14 protein-coding genes are annotated in these 18,858 nt (G+C 47.6%); 12 read left to right on the forward strand and 2 right to left on the reverse strand.

Features of this window, described 5'->3' with window-relative positions; translation table 11 throughout:
• Positions 1–6: 6 nt before the first annotated feature.
• Positions 7–2,325, forward strand: coding sequence for an ABC transporter permease (locus tag NQ502_RS18675; RefSeq protein ID WP_028527975.1), 2,319 nt, complete (start codon positions 7–9; stop codon positions 2,323–2,325).
• A gap of 25 nt (positions 2,326–2,350) precedes the next feature.
• Positions 2,351–4,474, forward strand: a complete 2,124-nt coding sequence (locus NQ502_RS18680; protein ID WP_148511897.1) for a coiled-coil domain-containing protein — start codon at positions 2,351–2,353, stop codon at positions 4,472–4,474.
• Between the two features lie 26 nt (positions 4,475–4,500).
• Here the strand turns inward: NQ502_RS18680 and hdhA are convergent, their stop codons facing one another.
• Complete coding sequence (gene hdhA / locus NQ502_RS18685) at positions 4,501–5,295, reverse strand: 7alpha-hydroxysteroid dehydrogenase (RefSeq protein WP_028527977.1); 795 nt, start codon at positions 5,293–5,295, stop codon at positions 4,501–4,503.
• Positions 5,296–5,422: 127 nt separating this feature from the next.
• Here hdhA and NQ502_RS18690 point away from each other — a divergent pair, with 127 nt between their 5' ends.
• A complete protein-coding gene (locus NQ502_RS18690) occupies positions 5,423–6,700 on the forward strand; it encodes an MFS transporter (RefSeq protein ID WP_028527978.1) in 1,278 nt (425 codons plus the stop codon).
• On the opposite strand, the gene NQ502_RS18695 is transcribed toward NQ502_RS18690, so the two are convergent.
• Positions 6,701–7,666: a DnaJ C-terminal domain-containing protein gene (locus tag NQ502_RS18695; protein ID WP_044983072.1), complete on the reverse strand. Its 966-nt coding sequence runs from the start codon at positions 7,664–7,666 to the stop codon at positions 6,701–6,703.
• A 164-nt stretch (positions 7,667–7,830) separates the two neighbouring features.
• On the opposite strand from NQ502_RS18695, the gene NQ502_RS18700 reads away from it, so the two are divergent.
• From NQ502_RS18700 to NQ502_RS18740, 9 genes are all read left to right on the forward strand, one after another.
• Positions 7,831–8,688 (forward strand): C39 family peptidase, encoded by an 858-nt coding sequence (locus NQ502_RS18700; protein WP_049898060.1) that lies wholly within the window; start codon positions 7,831–7,833, stop codon positions 8,686–8,688.
• Between the two features lie 112 nt (positions 8,689–8,800).
• Positions 8,801–9,097 carry a hypothetical protein gene (locus NQ502_RS18705; protein ID WP_028527980.1) on the forward strand — a complete coding sequence of 99 codons (297 nt, stop codon included), beginning with the start codon at positions 8,801–8,803 and terminating at the stop codon, positions 9,095–9,097.
• Between the two features lie 153 nt (positions 9,098–9,250).
• Positions 9,251–9,736 carry an RNA polymerase sigma factor gene (locus NQ502_RS18710; RefSeq protein WP_028527981.1) on the forward strand — a complete coding sequence of 162 codons (486 nt, stop codon included), beginning with the start codon at positions 9,251–9,253 and terminating at the stop codon, positions 9,734–9,736.
• A complete protein-coding gene (locus NQ502_RS18715; RefSeq protein WP_044983073.1) occupies positions 9,726–10,433 on the forward strand; it encodes an anti-sigma-I factor RsgI family protein in 708 nt (235 codons plus the stop codon). The genes NQ502_RS18710 and NQ502_RS18715 overlap by 11 nt, the downstream gene beginning before the upstream one ends.
• 123 nt (positions 10,434–10,556) lie before the next feature.
• Positions 10,557–11,996, forward strand: coding sequence for a L,D-transpeptidase family protein (locus tag NQ502_RS18720; RefSeq protein WP_044983074.1), 1,440 nt, complete (start codon positions 10,557–10,559; stop codon positions 11,994–11,996).
• 189 nt (positions 11,997–12,185) lie between these two features.
• Positions 12,186–14,954, forward strand: a complete 2,769-nt coding sequence (locus NQ502_RS18725; protein ID WP_049898061.1) for an ATP-binding protein — start codon at positions 12,186–12,188, stop codon at positions 14,952–14,954.
• 211 nt (positions 14,955–15,165) lie between these two features.
• Complete coding sequence (locus NQ502_RS18730) at positions 15,166–16,221, forward strand: sugar ABC transporter substrate-binding protein (protein WP_028527983.1); 1,056 nt, start codon at positions 15,166–15,168, stop codon at positions 16,219–16,221.
• Positions 16,222–16,308: 87 nt separating this feature from the next.
• The gene (locus NQ502_RS18735; RefSeq protein WP_028527984.1) at positions 16,309–17,808 is read left to right on the forward strand and encodes a sugar ABC transporter ATP-binding protein; all 1,500 of its coding nucleotides are present in this window, start codon (positions 16,309–16,311) and stop codon (positions 17,806–17,808) included.
• Complete coding sequence (locus NQ502_RS18740; RefSeq protein ID WP_148511898.1) at positions 17,805–18,812, forward strand: ABC transporter permease; 1,008 nt, start codon at positions 17,805–17,807, stop codon at positions 18,810–18,812. Before NQ502_RS18735 ends, NQ502_RS18740 begins: the two co-directional genes overlap by 4 nt.
• Positions 18,813–18,858: the final 46 nt, after the last annotated feature.

Here is an 18,858-nt window from a genome sequence, read left to right on the forward strand (position 1 = left end):
TACAGGATGAAAAATCCATTGACGAAACGTCTGGCCCGTGAACTGAAGGGGGAATTCGGAAAATATCTGGTCATATTTCTGCTGATGCTGGGCTCCATAGGATTTGTGTCCGGCTTTCTGGTGGCGGACGGCAGTATGCTTATTGCATACGAGGAGAGCTTTGAAAAATACAATATCGAGGACGGGAATTTCCGGTTGGAAAAGGAAGCAAACCGTGCACAGAAAAAGACGATCCAGGAATTCAAAGTTGCCCTGTATGATAACTTTTACACGGAGGAAGCGTTGACAAACGGCAGTATCCTCCGTATTTTCAAAAATCGTGAACAGGTAAACAGGGTATGTCTGATGGAAGGAAAAATGCCGGCTGCAGACGATGAGATTGTGATTGACCGGATGTACGCGGATAACAATCATATTGAGGCAGGGGATACCGTTACCAGCCAAAAACGATCGTGGAAGGTGACCGGACTGGTCGCTCTTTCCGATTACAGCTGCCTGTTTTCTAATAATAACGATACGATGTTTGACTCTGTGAAATTTGGGGTTGGCATCGTTGCAGAAGAGGGGTTTGCCGAATTTAAAAAGGAGGAACTTTTTTACAGCTATTCATGGAAATATCTGAATGAGCCGGCAGATGAACTACACGAGAAGGAAATGTCAGATGATCTCATGAAAGTGGTAAGCGGCGAAACAAGATTGGAAGATTTTGTACCACGCTACCTCAATCAGGCGATTCAGTTTACCGGAGATGATATGGGGAGCGACAGAGCCATGATGCTGGCACTTCTATATATCGTCATTACGATCATGGCGTTTGTGTTCGGCATAACCGTGAGCAATACGATCAGCCGGGAGGCGAATGTGATCGGCACACTCCGTGCCTCCGGTTACACGAGGGGCGAGCTGATCCGCCATTACATGGCGATGCCCATTCTGGTAACGGTGATCGGCGCCGTCATCGGTAATCTGCTGGGATATACGGTATTTAAGGGAATCTGTGTGAACATGTATTATGGCAGCTACAGCCTGCCGACATACGTGACGAAATGGAACGGTGAAGCATTCCTGCTGACGACCGTGGTTCCGCTCATTTTGATGACCGTTGTAAATGTTATCGTATTAGGCAGAAAACTAACGTTGTCACCGCTCAAGTTTCTTCGCCGGGACCTGAGCCGGAAGAAACAAAAACGGGCGGTTCCCCTGAGTTTTAGGATTCCGTTCTTCTCACGCTTCCGCCTGAGAGTAGTGTTACAGAACATGAGTAACTATGCGGTGCTGTTTGTCGGTATTGTGTTTGCCAATCTGCTTTTGATGTTTGGACTGGTCTTTCCGTCTGTTCTGGATCATTACCAGGAGGAGATTGAGGATAATCTGCTCAGTAATTACCAGTATCTGCTGCAGGTGCCGCTGAATGTGGGTGACGATGATCACAAGCTGGAAAGCCTGATGACACTGATGTATTTTCAGTATCTGACAGAGACGGAGAATGAGGATGCGGAGAAGTTCAGCGCCTATTCACTGAATACCCTGGGAGAAAAGTACAAAAGCGAGGAGATTCTGCTCTATGGACTGATTCCAGAAAGTCGGTATATTCCGCTGGAATTTGAAGATTCAGAAGTCTTTATTTCTTCCGCATACTCCGATAAATATGATGTGAAGCCGGGAGATGCCATACGCCTGAAGGAGGCATACGAGGATACCGTATATGAATTTCATGTTTCTGGAATCTATGATTATGAGGGCGGACTGGCGGTATTTATGGATCAGAAACTTCTGAATCGTACATTTGAACTGGGGGAAGAATATTTTGGCGGTTATTTTTCAGATACCGAGATCACGGATATCAATGATAAGTATATCGCCTCTGTGATCGATCTGGAGAGTTTGACGAAGATATCCAGACAGCTGGATGTATCCATGGGAAGCATGATGACTCTGGTTGATGCGTTTGCCGTAGTCATGTTCATGATACTGATCTATCTGCTGTCGAAGATCATCATAGAAAAGAACGCCCAGTCTATCTCCATGGCAAAAATTCTGGGGTACACAAACGGTGAAATTAGCCGCCTGTATATCGTATCCACGTCCATGGTAGTGGTCACATTTCTGCTGATCAGCCTTCCCATCGAATACTGGATCATGGTATTCATGTTTCGGGCAATCATGATGAGCAGCATCAGCGGATGGATTCCATTTTATGTTGATGCAGTGATCTATATCAAGATGCTGGCGATGGGAATCGTGACTTACGCAGTGGTTGCCGCGCTGGAATACCGGCGGGTCAGAAGAGTACCCATGGATGAGGCATTGAAGAATGTGGAATAGGACAGTACAAGCAGGAGGGATGGCAGTGAAAGAGAGTCGGAGGAAACGTATCATTAAATCTGCAGTAAGCATGGGAACATTTCTGGTACTGAGTCTGACATCGTGCGGAACGAATGAACAGATCCGGGCAAATGATACAGAAGTAATCAAAGTGCAGGATGCAGACGAAGGAAAACAGCAGAAAGAAGTGACCGGTGTTCAACCGGATAAGAGACAGGAGGATAAGTCTGAGACCGTCTATACGAAAGCAGGTGCCGATGGAACACCATTGGAGATCACGGTACAGACTGTGTTAAAGAACAGCGGCGGGAATAAAACAATCAAAGATTTTTCCAATCTCACAGACATCAAGAATACGGAAGGCGACGAAGAATTTACGCGGGAGCCTGACGGTACGATCTGTTGGGATAATCATGGACAGGATATTCAATATGAGGGAAAGAGCGGCAAAGAGCTGCCGGTAAATGTAAAGATCAGTTATTATCTGGACGGAGAGAAGATAAAGCCCGAAGAACTGGCCGGTGCGAATGGGAAACTCCGCATTCGGTTTGACTACGAAAACAAAACGTCCCAATCGGTCGAAGTAAACGGCAGAGAGCTGAAGATTCCTGTGCCGTTCACAGTCATCTCCGCGTTACTACTGCCCGAGGACGTGGCGTCTGGTGTCCAGGTGACTAACGGTAAGGTGATCTCCATCGGAGAACAGAAGATGGTGGTTGGCTATGCCTGCCCCGGCCTCTCCGGGAGCCTGAAGCTGGCAGATTATGAACTGACGGAGGAGATTTCTCTGCCTGAATACGTAGAAATCACCGCAGATGTCACTGATTTCAAACTGGATTTTACAGCGTCCATTGTATCCACGGGATTGTTTGAGGAGACAGAGTCAGATGATCTGGACGACCTGGCGCGTGTGTCGGAGGATATGAACGAACTTGGTAAGGCATCCGGCAAACTCGTAGATGGAGCCGCAGAACTCTTAGAGGGAATAAATACCTATCAGTCTTATCTGGACCAATACATGGATGGGGTCGGTGCTCTGACCGAAGGGACAAAGATGCTGGAGGAGAGTCTTGCACTGGTCGATGACAAAAAAGGTGATCTTGCCTCCGGGGCCTCAGCGATTCAGCAGGGACTGGAAAGTCTGAACAAAGCCCTTGAGCAGGTGAACCTGTCCGACAACGCAGGGCTGGATATGAAAGGGATGGAGGGCGCACTGACATCTCTGGCTTCAGATGCCGGGGAACTGAGTGAGGCGCTGACTGCCATGGAGGCGGGATTTGTACAGATGCAGAACTTCGCACAACAGGCTGCGGCGTACCGTGAGGCGGTTCGTGGTGCCGTGGACAGTGCGGTGAATGAATTGAATCTGGCCGATATGAACACGCTGGAAAAGCAGGCATCAGACATAGCAAAAATTCAGGCAGGTGAGGCGGCAGCACAGGCAGTGGATGAAGCTTTGGCATCTGTGAATCTGCCGGACACTGACAAAACGCAGATTAGAGAAAATGTTAAGGAACGCGTGCAGAATGCGGTTAACCTCAACGGAATTTCAGCCGGCATACAGGGACATCTGGATGTTGTACGGGCAAAGTTAACGGAAATTCCGGCATTTGAAATCCCGGATCTTGCCATAGATGCGAGTGCGGTCACGGAACCAGTGCTTGATATGCAGAAACAGCTGGAAGTTCTGAGGACCTATGGGAGGTCATTGTCGGCAATAGCAGAAAAGCTGTCCGGGATGAGCGACAGTGTGGATACTATGAAAGAAGGAACCCGACAGCTTCTGGAAGGAAGTACCCAGCTTGCCGAAGGAATTTCAGTATTTAATGAAGGTATCGGGCAGATCTATGCCGGAGCAGGTGAGCTCGGCAGCGGAACCGGCCTGCTGTCATCCTCCGGAGCGGTCCTGAATGACGGGTTTGAGGCCCTCGCGGATGGCATGAAGGCCCTGAAAGAAGGCCTGGTGACGCTTGATGATGAGGGTATTTCGCAGTTAAAGGAACTCGCCGGGGATGATCTGAAAGAGCTTTCCATACGGCTGAAAGCAGCAAAACAGGCAGACAACACGTATGATAACTTCGGCGGAATCATGGCTGGACAGACGGGAAGCGTGAGATTTATGATTGAGACGGAAGGGATCGGAACCTGACCGCCAGGTTTTGGTTCACCGGATCTCTATTTTGATCTTCCCACCATATCCGCATACTGAGGCGTCCCAAGACCGTAGCCTCCTGCCACCTCAAGAATGTGTCCGGTGATATAGGAGGATTCTTCACTGGCAAAAAAGAGCGCGGCATTTGCCATATCTTCCGGTTTCCCCATACGATTTAACGGGACATGTGATAAAAAGGATTCGACAAAAGAATCCGGCATGGAATTCAGAGCCGCATCTGTGGCTGTAAGGCCTGGAAGAACGGCATTGCAGCGGATATTTTCCCGTGCATACTGAAGTGCGATCTGCTGGGTGATATTGTTGACAGCAGCTTTGGATACGCCGTAACCAATTCTTGTCACATCCGGGATAGAACCGCCGATGGAAGAGATATTGACGATACTTCCCTGGTGATTCCTGATCATGTGCGGGACTGCAAGCTTTGAGATGCGGTATACACTTCCCAGATTCAGATGCAGCAGGTCAAAGAAAGCTTTTTCCGAGCTGCGGATCAGATCCAGATCCTCGGAGGGCCGGCCCACACCAAAGTTATTGACCAGAATATCCAGCCTTCCTGTTTTCGTAATCACATCATCCACCATGGAGGCATAGCTGTCTTCCTGCATTGCCTCAAAAAACACGGGCATCATATCGAATCCCCGCTCCTTATATTCATCGCAGATTTTCTGGGTGTCTTCCATTCTGCGGACTCCCATACATACCCTGGCGCCTTCTTCAGCCAGTCTGAGCGCACAGGCGAGGCCGATCCCCTTTGAGGCGGAGGTCACGAGGGCAACTTTATTCTGAAGTCTTTTCATATTCTACCACCTTTTATTTATGAATTTATCCTTAGTCTGATCGAATGCACTAAAATTATACATTTAAAATTTGCATAAACCTGCCATGACCGCAGATACTAGTACATAAAAATCGGGAGGTGGAATAATGACGGAAAAAAGATTACATTATGCATGGTATGTGTTGCTGGGGATCATATTGATCCGGGGCTTTGCAGGAGGCGGCATCAATATGACTTCCGGACTTTTTCTGCTGCCGGTATCACAGGAGATCGGCGTCGGCGTCGGGAGTCTCTCACTTTACCTGAGCATCTCATCCGTGGTACTGGTAGTTTCTCTGCCTCTTGCAGGAAAACTGATCAATCGATATGATATTCGCGTGATGGCGTTAGCCGGAGCAGCGCTTCAGGCTCTCTCCTTTGCCGCATTCGGACTGATGAATCATGTATACGGCTGGTATCTTCTTGCGGTACCTCAGGCCATGGGGGCGGCAATCGTGGTAAACCTTCTGGGACCTATTCTGATCAACCGGTGGTTTTCCAGAAATGTAGGGCTGATGCTGGGCATCCAGATGGCATGTGTCAGCCTGTTCGGCGCCATCTGGCAGCCGATCACATCTTTTATCATCGCTGGCCGCGGATGGAGAACCGCATATTTCGTGGTGGGAGGTATTACGTTTGCCGTCATAATCCTGTCGGCCATCATACTGCTTCGCAATTCACCTAAGGATCTTGGGATGCAGCCATACGGAAATGAAGAGAAGCGCAGTCATGAAAAAGGAGGCCGGGGACCACGGCTGGAAATAGATGAAAAAACTGCGCTGCACTCGATTTCCTTCTATCTGCTGTTAGTGTTTATGATCGCAATTACCGGTGTCGGCGTCTTTGTCCAGCACATCCCCACGTACGGCCTTATGCTCGGATATTCCACTCAGGTCACGGGAATGGCGCTGGCGTTTGCCTCGATCGGAAGTTCCATCGGTTCCGTTGCGATCGGTATGATCAGCGACCGTATCGGAAGTCTGAAGACATGCTTTGGCGTGATCGTGATCGGGCTGATCGCTGCAGTGGGATTTCTGTTCAGTGCTCAAAATTTTCTGATCTTCGGCATTTCAACGTTTATGCACGGACTGGTGAGTGCAGGCGTCATGGTTCTGGCACCCATATTGACACTTACGTTTTACGGGCAGCAGGACTACGAAAAGATATATGCCAGAATATCCATGGGTGCGCCCCTGGCATCCATACTGCTGGTTCCGGCTTATGGGTTTATCTATGACATCATGAACGATTACCGGCCGGTTCTGTTCTGGATCATTTTCTTACTTCTGATCTCCGCATGCTGTATAGCAGCAGGATGGAAAAACCGTTGTACGATCGACGGCTGTCCGACCTGGAGGCGCAGAAAACAGCCGCCTGAGGTTTAACTAGGCGGCTCCTGTCTGTTTCTGTCCGTTGCTTTGGCTGGCGGATTCGTATTCTTTTAATTTCTGTCTTGCTTCCCGGCTCAGGTTTTTAGGAACCTGTATCTGGACAGTGACGTACTGATCCCCGCGGACATCCGGACGCTTCATGGAAACAATGCCTTTCCCGCGAAGACGGATCTTTGTCCCCGACTGAGTGCCTTCCCGGATCTTACACACGACGTCGCCATAGAGTGTCGGTACCCGGACTTCCCCGCCGAATACGGCTGTTGTGAATGGAATATCTGCCGTTGTATAGACATCCAGCCCCTTTCTATCATAGCCGGCTTTTTCACCGACTGTCACTTTCAGCAATAAATCCCCGTCTTCTCCGCCATTCATACCGGGCATCCCCTTACCGCGCAGACGAATACTCTTGCCTGTCTCGATGCCGGCAGGAACATGAACCTTCAATGTTCTGACAGAACCGTCCGCCTCCCGAAGACTGATCACTTTATCGCACCCGAATGCTGCCTCGTCAAAACTGATGAAAACCTCAGAGTGCAGGTCGGCTCCCTGTTGGCGGAAATCAAAATCGTGCCCATGATAGTTTCGATATTCAAAGCCTCCGGAATTACCGCTGCGGAATCTGCTGCCAAACAGCTCACTGAAGATATCATCCATATCTCCGCCCGTAAAATGATACTCCTGATAACTGCCGTACGGATCACCAGATGCATCAGGATTCGGTGAGCTTCCATCAAATGCCGCGTGCCCGAACTGATCGTATAATTTTTTCTTTTCCGGATCACTCAGGATCGTATACGCCTCCGTAACGTCCTTGAACATCTGTTCTGCATGGGGATCGTTCGCATTCGTATCCGGATGGTATTTCTTTGCGAGCTGCCGATATGCTTTTTTAATCGCAGCCGCATCTGCCTGTCTGTTGATTCCAAGTATCTCGTAATAATCTCTCTGCGTCAATGTCATCACCTTCTAACCCTACATTTTATTGTTATACATGTAATATAACACACAATTAAAGAATGGTCAATAAAAGGCTGAAAAATAATAAGCATTCACGGAAAATTCACAGGAAAACATTTGCAGAAGACACATGCAGGTGCTATATTCACTTTATAGGAGAATGAATGATGAACAGGTTTAAAAAATTATGGCAGACAGTCCTGCTGTGCACCTGTGCAGCTGTGATAGTATTTTCACAGGGCATCACCGCTCATCGGCAGCCGGAAAAAAAGACCCGGGAATACGAAAAACAGAAAGGCGATACGGCAGAGGCAGTGCCGGATATTCAGGAGCGGAGGAGCCTGGAAGAGCCGGAGACGGAATCGTGGGAAGCGTCTGAGGAAAAAGAAAGCAACAGTACGGCGGAGGAGACTGCAGAAGAGCGTATTGCCCGGCTGAGGAATGCGCTGCCCGATGCGGCGTCACTTGAAATACAGCCGATCCTGCAGGAGCCGGAACTTCCCACCGGATGTGAAAGCGTGGCGCTTACCATGGCACTGGAATACCTGGGATTTGAATTAGAGAAGACGACAATCGCAGATCAATACCTGATCAGAAGCGCGACAAATTTTGCTGAGGGGTATGTAGGCGATCCCTGGTCGGACCATGGTGCCGGAGTTTTCCCTCCGGGTCTGACAGCAACTGCAGATGGATTCCTGAAAGATCATGATTCCCGGATGAGCGCCTGTGACCTCACAGGCGCAGAGTTTGAAGAACTGTATTCCTACATTGCTGCCGGGTATCCTGTACTGATATGGTCAACGATGTATTACGATGCACCAAAATTTGCGGGTATCTTTTCAGCGGCCGGAGACAGGACTTATGAATGGTACAACAATGAACACTGTATTGTGCTGGGCGGTTACGATCTGACCCAGAATACAGTTACCCTGTTTGACCCGCTGCGCGATACCCAGGTTATGGATATTTCAGATATGAAGTATCTGTATGATGCTGTCGGAAAATATGCCGTTGTTATATATTAGGTGAGTGCTGACACCGTAAATTATATATTTGAAAAATCATGCAAGGTTTTGCGGACCCGGATCGTGTTATAGATAGTCAGTAAATGATAAACATGATCAGGAGGTAATCATCATGAAAAAACTGGTAGCTTTGGGCGCGGCTGCAGCGCTCATATTTACAACGGGGACGTTCGCTTTCGGCGCAGGTGCGGATACAGCGGGAGTCGATGCGGCGTATTGTGAAACGAATGGATACTACTGCAGGCACGTCACGGATGAAAATCTTGACGGAGTGTGTGACAACTGTCAGGATCACACAGCACATGACAGTGTACACAGCCACCACAGCAGCGAAAAGACGGATTCGTCATGCAGTTCTGCTGCAGGCCGCCATGCTTCCCGCCATGATCATGGCAGGCATCATAACTAAACGGGCAGACATCATCACCATAAATGAAAGTCGCTTCATGAGGGCAGTGGTTGCGGTAACCACTGCCCTCTGCACGCTTAAAGAGAGTCTTTCGCAGAAGGCGGAAAGGCTGTATAATAAGAGACAGAACAATTGTCAGAGGGAGGTGCACGTGTGCGAAGCGAATACGATGTTAATCACGCAGTGGAAACATATGCAGATATGATCCGGCGCATCTGCTTCTGCCATCTGAAAAACCGAACCGATACAGAGGATATTTTTCAGACGGTATTTTTAAAATACATGCTTTGTGATACGGTATTTCATGATGAAGAACATAAGAAAGCGTGGCTGATCCGGGTCGCAGTCAATGCGTGTAAGGATTACCTGAAGAGTTTCTTTAAGAAAAGGACCGTATCCCTGGAGGCGCTGGAGGGACAGGCGGTGTATATCGAAGAATCTCACAGGGAAGTTCTGGAGGCAGTACTGTCTCTTGCAGATAAATATAAGAATGTGATCTATCTGCACTATTATGAAGGGTATTCTGCGCATGAAATCAGTCGGATTTTAGGTAAGAAGGAAAATACGGTCTATTCATTGCTGTCAAGAGGACGCGGGATTTTGAAAGAGAAACTGGGGGGTGACGAATTTGGAGAATAGAATTCGTAAAGCATTTGATACCGTAAAAGCAGATGACGAATTGAAAGAATCCGCAGCCAGTTTTCTGCAGTCTGAGAGACAGAAGATCGCTGCACATAAAGTCCGCCCCGCAGTCCGTAAGACGGCCGCCGCTGTGTGTGCCGCCCTTATGCTTGCCGTTTCCATAGGAGGCTATTCTTATATACAGACGCCGGTTTCTTATGTGAGTATTGATGTCAATCCATCTGTTGAGCTGACACTGAACAGAGTCGACCGTGTGATATCAGCCACAGCATTTAACGGGGACGGAGAAGCCGTTTTGGAGGGGATTCAGGTGAAAGGGAAACAGTATACGGATGCCATTGATCAGATCATGGAAAATGCTGACAGGAAAGACTATCTGACGGATAATGCAGAACTTGTATTCACAGTAGCTGCCGGAAGCCGGGATAAAGAGAGCGAACTGCGGGCAGGTATCGAAAACTGCCATGGCTGTAAGGAACATGGAGGACACAGCGCCGGCACGGAAATGGAAATTGTCTCGGAGGCACATGGCCATGGGATATCGATCGGCAAATATTCCGCGTACCTGCAGCTGGCGAAGTATGATGATTCGGTGACAGTGGAGGACTGCCATGAGATGTCCATGTCAGAGATTCATCGCCGGATCAGTGAACATAAGCATAGAGGCAGTCATCATAACGAAGAACATGACTAATCGGCATGCACCGAATTATAAACAGTATCTTAAAAAACAAAGAATAATTTGACTTTTACCGGAATCTGCTTCAGAATAGTTACTAAGAGGGAATGAGGGGAAAATGATAATAAGGGAGGAATTATGAAAGTGACAGGCAGGAAAAAAAAGCAGGTCATTGTTCTGATTATATGTCTTTTTCTTGCGGTTTTACTTGGTATATCGCTGATCATATATATAAGAACGATAGAGAAAAATACTATGGGATACCGGATATCCGTCTATGGACTGGATATTTCAAAACTGCCTCTCGAGGAGGCGGCAGAAAAAATAGCAGACGAATTCGCGAAAACGAACGTTGTCTTTGAGGAGAATGGGAATGAGGTTTACAAGACGACGTTAAAAGATCTGGGATATTCGCTGGATATGAAACACCTGCAGAGTGAACTGAAAGGAGTCAAGGAGCAAAGGGCGAAACAGAAGGGGTTTCTGATCAAGCCGAAAAAGGACTTTGAGATCAAATATACGATCAGCAGGGACGAGAAACAGGAGGCGGAAGCCCTGTCCGCCAGTCATTTTGATTCAATTGAACGAAAAGATTCTGTGGATGCCTACATAACGTATGATGAAGAAAAAGGCGAATTTGTGATCGTAGATGACGTCCTGGGGAATCAGATCGATGAGGCGAAGCTGCTGGAATATGTCAACAGCGAACTGGAAACAACATTCAGTCAGCATCTGCTGAACCGTACTGCCAAGATTACAGTCAGTGATCCTGTCTACAAAGAAGGGGTGACTGCTGAAAATCCGGAGCTCAACAGCAACCTGGAGGCATTGAATCAACAGCTGCAGCAGTATAGAAGCACGTCTGTCACCTATACATTCGGAGAGGCAACGGAAGTGCTGACCTCCGAGCAGATCGCCTCGTGGCTGACTGTGAATGATGACAACAGTATCAGCATCAACGAGGAAGCGGCGAGTGCCTTTGTAGCAGAATTGGCGGCAAATTATAATACCATCTATTTGCCGCGTTATTTCCAGACTTCCTATGGGAATGAGATCAAAATCAGCGGAAATGAGTATGGATTTCGGATTGACCAGGAGGCGGAACTGCAGCAGCTGCTGGAGGATCTGAAGAGCGGCACAGCCGTCCAGCGTGATCCAGTCTACAGCAAACAGGGAATGACCAGAAACGGCAAAGATGATCTGGCGGGCAGCTATATCGAAGTCAGTCTGGATAATCAGCATCTGTGGCTGTATAAGAATGGTTCTCTCGTCACAGAGACTGATATCGTGAGCGGCCTGCCGACAGACGAGAGGGAGACATACCGGGGGGCATGGCCGATTGCCTATAAGGCGAGCCCATTCACACTGAGCAGTGACATTTACGGATATGAACAGAAAGTTACATATTGGATGCCTTTTGTATACGGGCAGGGGCTGCATGATGCGGACTGGCAGTCTGCGTTTGGAGGAGACCGCTACAAGACGAACGGAAGCCACGGGTGCATTAATCTTCCCCCGGACCAGGCTAAGATCATTTATGATTCTATCGACGGCGGATATCCGATTATCATCTATTAAAATTCATATTTGTTTTTCATAAAAACAATTGTTGGAAACAGCCGGGGATAAACCGGCTGTTTTTCGATTCATAAAATTCCCTGTAGAAAATGTCTAATAGTTTGCACCTTCCGTCAGGCTATGATAAAATGAAACAATATAAAGCTCTTTAAAACGTGAAACGCGAACGGGAGGTTGCAAAAGACAATCATGAAAAAATTTATAAAATTTCTGTCAGTCGTGACCGTAATTTTAACGCTTACCGTGAGTGTGATACAAGTCTGGGCAGAGGAAGAGCGGAAGGTTGTCCGGGTAGCATTTCCGGAGGCCGCTGGACTTAATGAAACATATGAGGATGGCACCCGCGGAGGGGTAGTGTATGAGTGGCTGACGGAGATTGCCAAGTATACAGGCTGGAAGTATGAGTTCATAGATGAGGTGCCGGAAGACCTGCTGGGTGAAACAGACGTGGAGAAATGGGATCTGATGGGAGGCATGTACTACAGGGATACACTTGCAGAAATCTATAATTATCCCCGATACAGTGCGGGATTCAATTATTCCCTGCTGATTTACCGCAAAGATGATGAGAGCATTCAGAGCTTCGACCATACAACATTAAACGGCAAGAAAATCGGTGCCTATTCGAAAGCTGATGATAAGATCGAACGGCTGAAAAAATTCCTGCATTTTAACGGGATCCAGGCAGAAATCGTGACTTTTGATGATCTGGAGGAATATAAAAGATGCCTCAGTAATCCTGAAATTGATCTAATGCTGGGAAGCGATGTCTATATGACGGACGATTATAACGTGGCGGCAAAATTTGAATCGGAGCCGACGTATATCGTTACGTCAAAGACGGAGACCGGGTTGTGCAGGGAACTGAGCGAAGCGATGGAGTCAATCTATGCGGCAAATCCTGATTTTGCAAAAGAGCTGTACAGGAAATACTATCCGGATGAGTACATTAATTCTATATCTTTCACCGCAGATGAAAAAAAATTCATTGAACAGAACGGACCTGTGAAAGTATCGGTTGTGAAAGGGAGATATCCTATCTGCTATGAACAGGACGGGGAAGATAAGGGTGCTGCACTGACCTCCATGGAGCTGATCGCCGGCAGAACCGGACTGACCTTTGAATTTGTCCACGCAGATAACTATGAGCAGGCCATTGAGATGGTAAAGGACGGAAGAGCAGATATATTTAATGGATTCATGGAAAGCGAGTATTCAGCGCAGGAGCTGGAAGTGATTCGTACTGCCAGTTATGCGTCACTGAATTCTGTGATTTTAAGGAATAAGAACAGTTATGACCGTGACGAAGGAAAGGTGATGGCCCTTCCCAGAGACCATACGCTGAAGACATGGGGAAAGAAGGATACAATTCGGTATTATTCCTCCTATAAGGAGTGCCTGGAAGCTGTCAATGGAGGGGAAGCCGATTACACGAAGATTCCCACCGCATTTATGGAAGGCATGTATGCAGAAGATTACTATACGAATATCGTTCTGGCTGCAGACACGGATATGAATGAGGAGCTCTCCATAGCGATGGATGATACACCGGTGAATGTGCCTCTGTATTCGGTGCTGAGCAAGGCAATCAACAATTTATCTGATGAGGAGAAGTCAAATATCATCGGCCAGAATACACTTGGAAGGCGAAAGAGCACCGCTACTTTAAAAACGTTATTGTACACGAACCCTGTTCTTGTGGTCGGCATCTGTGTGGGAATCATCCTGCTTTTTTCTGTGATTGTTATTCTTGTGATTTCCTATCGCTCCCGGGTGAAAATCATGAAAATGCAGCTGGAAAAGGCGGAGGAGACGAGTAAGGCCAAATCCGATTTTCTGTCCAGGATGAGTCATGAGATACGGACTCCGATGAATGCGATTATCGGCATGACCGGTCTGACGAAAATGCAGAGAGAAGTGCCGGATGGGATCAGGAAGAATCTGGAGCAGATCGATGCCTCTGCAAAATTCCTGTTGTCACTGCTCAATGATGTTCTGGATATGTCGAAGATTGACAGTCAGAAGATGCAGATGGAGGTCGCTCCATTTGATATGAACAGTGTGTTGTCACAGATGAATCATATGTTTCAGGCACTGGTTAAGAGCAGGCAGATGAAGTTTTTTATAACGTGTGATCTGAAGGAGACGATGTTCGAAGGTGATAAGATGCGTCTGCAGCAGGTACTTACCAATCTGTTGTCTAACGCCTGCAAGTTTACGGAAGACGGCGGTACGATCGAGCTGACCGTGAGACAGGAAGACAGTCATTCCCGATCAGCCGTCCTGTATTTTTCGGTTAGAGATACAGGAATTGGCATCCGTGAGGAGGACAGAGAACGTATTTTCAATGCTTTTGAACAGGCGAAGGTCAACCAGAGGACTGCAAACGGTACGGGACTCGGGCTTGCGATCAGCGCCAGCCTGGTCCGGCTGATGGGCGGTGAACTCAGGGTGGACAGCCAGCCGGGGGTTGGATCCCTCTTTTTCTTCACGCTGCATATGCCCGTTTATGCCGGACAGATTCCCGAACAAGAAGAACAGAAAGGTGTATCGGGCTATTCACTCGAAGGACTTCAAGTACTTCTGGCAGAGGATAATGATATCAATGCAGATATTGCGAAAGAAATTTTGGAATTACAGGGGGTAAAGGTTATCAGGGCTCAGAATGGAAAAATAGCCGCAGATATCTTCGAGCGGAGCCTGCCGGGAAGTTTCGATGCGATTCTTATGGATATTAACATGCCGGTCATGAACGGCCTGGATGCCGCATCGGCAATCCGTGTGATGTCCCGGCCTGATGCAGAATCGGTCCCCATCCTTGCGATGACGGCGAACACATTCCAGGAAGACAGGGATAAGGCAAAAGCCGCAGGTATGACCGGATTTTTATCCAAGCCGTTCGAGGTGGAACAGCTTTATGAGGTTCTGGCAGATGCAACCGGACGGTCAAATGCCTGATTTTTAAAATACAGCAAGTAAAATCAAGCGGCAGGGCAAATGTCTCTGCCGCTTTCATGTTGCAGAAGAAGTAAAAAAAGTCCACTTTTTATCAAAAAAGTGAGTGTTATATTTTCACCTCACATGATAAGATTCTTTATGTCAAATGGTGATCGCGATACCAAAGAAAATCAAAAAAATGAAAACGAATCGAATATTTGGGAGGTATAGGATGAAAAAGAAGTATATTAGCATTTTATGTGCACTCGCTTTAACGGCAACAATGCTGGCAGGATGCGGCGGTAAAGAGGATTCTTCTTCAACTGCATCAACGGATACAGCATCGACTGATAAAGCTTCTGAGGATACATCTGGAGATGATGCCGCAGACAAAGACACCGGTGACGCGTCAGATAAAGAGATCAAAGTCGGATTCGTCGTTAAATCCCTGGCGGACCAGTACTGGATTCTTGTAAAAGCCGGCGCTGAGGCAACGGCAAAAGAAAATAATGTGGACCTTACCTTCATCGCTCCGAACTCAGAGAGTGACGTGGCAAAACAGGTGGAGAACATTGAGACACTGGTAGCAGCAGGCGTGGATGTGCTCTGTGTTGCTCCTTCCAATGATGAGACGGTACTTCCGGCATTGCAGAATGCAGTTGATGCCGGAATCAAGGTTATCGCTGTAGATACCGATTCTTCTCTTCCGGATAAAGTATCCTTTATCGGAACAGGTAATGAAAGTGCAGCGAAAGAAGGCGCATTGTGGGCTGGCGAACAGGTTGGCGAAGGTGCAAAAGCAATCATCCTGCGAGGACGTCTCGGAGATGCCACACACGATGCCAGAGAAGCCGGAATCAAAGCCGGTCTGGAAGAAGCAGGCGTAGAAGTACTGGAATCTCAGGCAGCTGATTCAACAGAAGAAAAAGGTATGAGTGTCAGTGAAAACCTGCTCCAGAAATATCCGGACGCAGATCTGATCATCACAACAGCCGATTCTATGGCGACCGGCGCATACAACGCAGTTGTTGCTGCTGGAACAGATACAAAGGTCTATGGATTTGACGGAACCATTCCTGTCAGTGAAAAAGTTGCTGCTGGCGAGATGCTGGGAACTACCGCACAGGCTCCATATGACATGGGTGTACTCGGAATTGAAACTGCAATCAAGATCATGAACGGCGAAGAAGTAGACGCTGTCATCGATTCCGGACAGAAGATCATCACTGCAGAGAATGCAGAAGAATTTAAAGCAGATCTGGAAGCAAAGGTGAAATCAGCAGAATAAGCGTTCGCAGAATGTCGTTTCGTATTACGTCCATCGAGCTTTTGCTCCCTGGACGTAATATCTTAGAAGAGGAGGGTGGTTATAAGCATGGGCGAAGTAATCATGGAATTACAGAATGTTACCAAATACTTTCCTGGCGTTATTGCATTGAATGATATGTCCTTTCAGATCAGAACCGGTGAAGTACATGGTTTGATCGGTGAAAACGGTGCCGGCAAATCCACGCTGATCAAAGTATTTACGGGTGTCAATCAGCCGGAAAAAGGAAAGATTATCATAGACGGCAAAGAGGTAGTGCTGTCGAATCCCAATATTGCGAAAAAATACGGGGTAGGATGTATTTATCAGGAACTGAATATTGTACCGGATTTAAGTATTACAGACAATTTGTTTATCAATTATTATAAGAAAAAAGGAGTCCTTCTGGACTATAATTATATGCATAAAAAAGCGGCGGAGATCATGGAACAGCTGGGTCAGAAGATCGATCCCCGCACACTCTGCGGAAAGCTCGGACTTGGCGTTCAGCAGATGGTTGAAATTGGAAAGTCGATTCTGTCAGACGCTCGTCTTATTATCATGGATGAGCCGACATCATCACTGTCTGCAAATGAAGTAATCCAGCTGATGAAAACAATCAATATCCTGAGAGACAAGGGAATCGCGATTGTCTTTGTATCACATAAACTGGAAGAAATCTTTGAGATCTGTGACTGCATCACCGTTATGAGGGATGGACAGCACATCAGTACAAAACCGGTGAAGCAGGTGACAAATGACAGTCTGATAGCGGACATGGTCGGCAGAAGCCTGGATGATCTGTTTCCAAAAGAAATCTTTCCGCAGGGTGAAGAATTTCTACGGGTAGAGAACTTTAACAGTGTCGGTGTGTTGAGAAACGTAAGTTTCAAAGCGTACGCCGGACAGGTACTGGGATTTGCCGGGCTGGTAGGCGCGGGAAGAACAGAGACCATGCGTGCTCTGTTCGGCGCAGATCCGAAGGACACCGGTGATATCTACATTAAAGGGAAAAAGACCAGTATTCATTCTCCAAAAGATGCGATTCACCATAAGATCGCCTTTCTGACGGAAGACAGAAAAGGTGAGGGCCTGATTCTGGATGCATCTGTGAAAAACAATCTTTTTCTTGCAACGATCGATAAAGATACAAGGCACGGATTCCTGGATCAGAAGAAATATCAGAAGATTGGGCAGGAGAATGTCGAGACGTATAAGATAAAAACGCCGACACTCGAGACACCCGCAGGAACACTGTCAGGCGGTAACCAGCAGAAGGTGGTAATTGCCAAGTGGGTCAATACGGATGCGGATATTTATATCTTTGACGAACCGACAAGAGGTATCGATGTCGGTGCCAAGATTGAGGTATATCATGTTATGAACAAGCTCTGCAGAGAAGGGAAATGTGTCATCATGATATCTTCAGAACTTCCGGAAATCCTTGGCATGAGCGACCGCGTGATCGTAATGCGGGAGGGAAAAGTCATGGGCGAACTGGACAGAAACTCTGAGCATTTCAATCAGGAATCGATTATGAAAGCTGCATGGGGAGGGAATCTATCATGAAAGAAAATAAAAGCAATGTAAAAGAATTTATCGGAAAATTAGGACCGCTGCTGGCACTTGTTGTTGTATGCATCGGGCTCGCGATCGCAACTGAGGGAAGGTTCCTTGCCTTTGCCAATATCATGAACATTTTGCGTCAGACACCGATCATCGCACTGATGGCAGTCGGTATGCTGTGTGTTATCCTGCTCGGAGGAATCGACCTCTCCGCCGGATCACTGCTCGCAATCTCGATCTGCTGCTCCGGTGTGGTGATGCAGAAATTCAATATTCAGAATCCGCTGATTCTGATCCTTGTGTGTCTCGTTGTGGGAACACTTGCAGGAGCATTCAACGGTGTTCTTCTGACGAAACTGCATCTGCCGCATCCGTTTATCGCAACGCTCGGCATGAAAAACGTCTGCCGTGGTCTGGCACTGCTGATCACAGGGGCTACTGCAATCGCAGGTTTCCCGAAAGGCGTTACCTTTGTAGGTGTTACGAATGTGGGCAAGATTCCGCTTTCCTTTATTATGACAATTGTTCTTTACATAGTGATGCATATCTTCCTGACAAGAACCGGCCTTGGCCGTAAGATCTTCTCATTCGGAGGAAATTCCGAGGCGGCAAGACTTGCAGGAATCAACACAGACCGTGTCCAGATCTTCTGCTACGCAACTTCCGGTTTCTTCTGTGCAGTTGCCGGTATTGTGTACATGGGACGACTGAATTCAGCAGTTCCGCTGGCTTCGCTGGAAGGTGACCTGGATGCAATCGCTTCCTGTATCATCGGCGGCGCTTCTTTCCTCGGCGGAAAAGGTAATGTCTGGGGTACATTAGTCGGAGCCATGATGATTGCCGTTATCCGTAACGGATGTGACCTCATTGGTGTATCTTCGGATTTACAGCAGATCGTTATCGGCGCTGTCATTGTCATTGCGGTATTTATCGACGTACTGCGCGGACAGATGGATGCAAAAGCAAAACGTCTTGCAATTGCAAAAAGTCTGGAAGCTGCTTCCTAATACTCTTTAAACTCTCTTCAAAACAGGAGGAAAGCTGCGAAAACAG

This window comes from Ruminococcus gauvreauii, from assembly GCF_025151995.1.
GTDB classification, from domain to species: Bacteria; Bacillota; Clostridia; order Lachnospirales; family Lachnospiraceae; genus Ruminococcus_G; species Ruminococcus_G gauvreauii.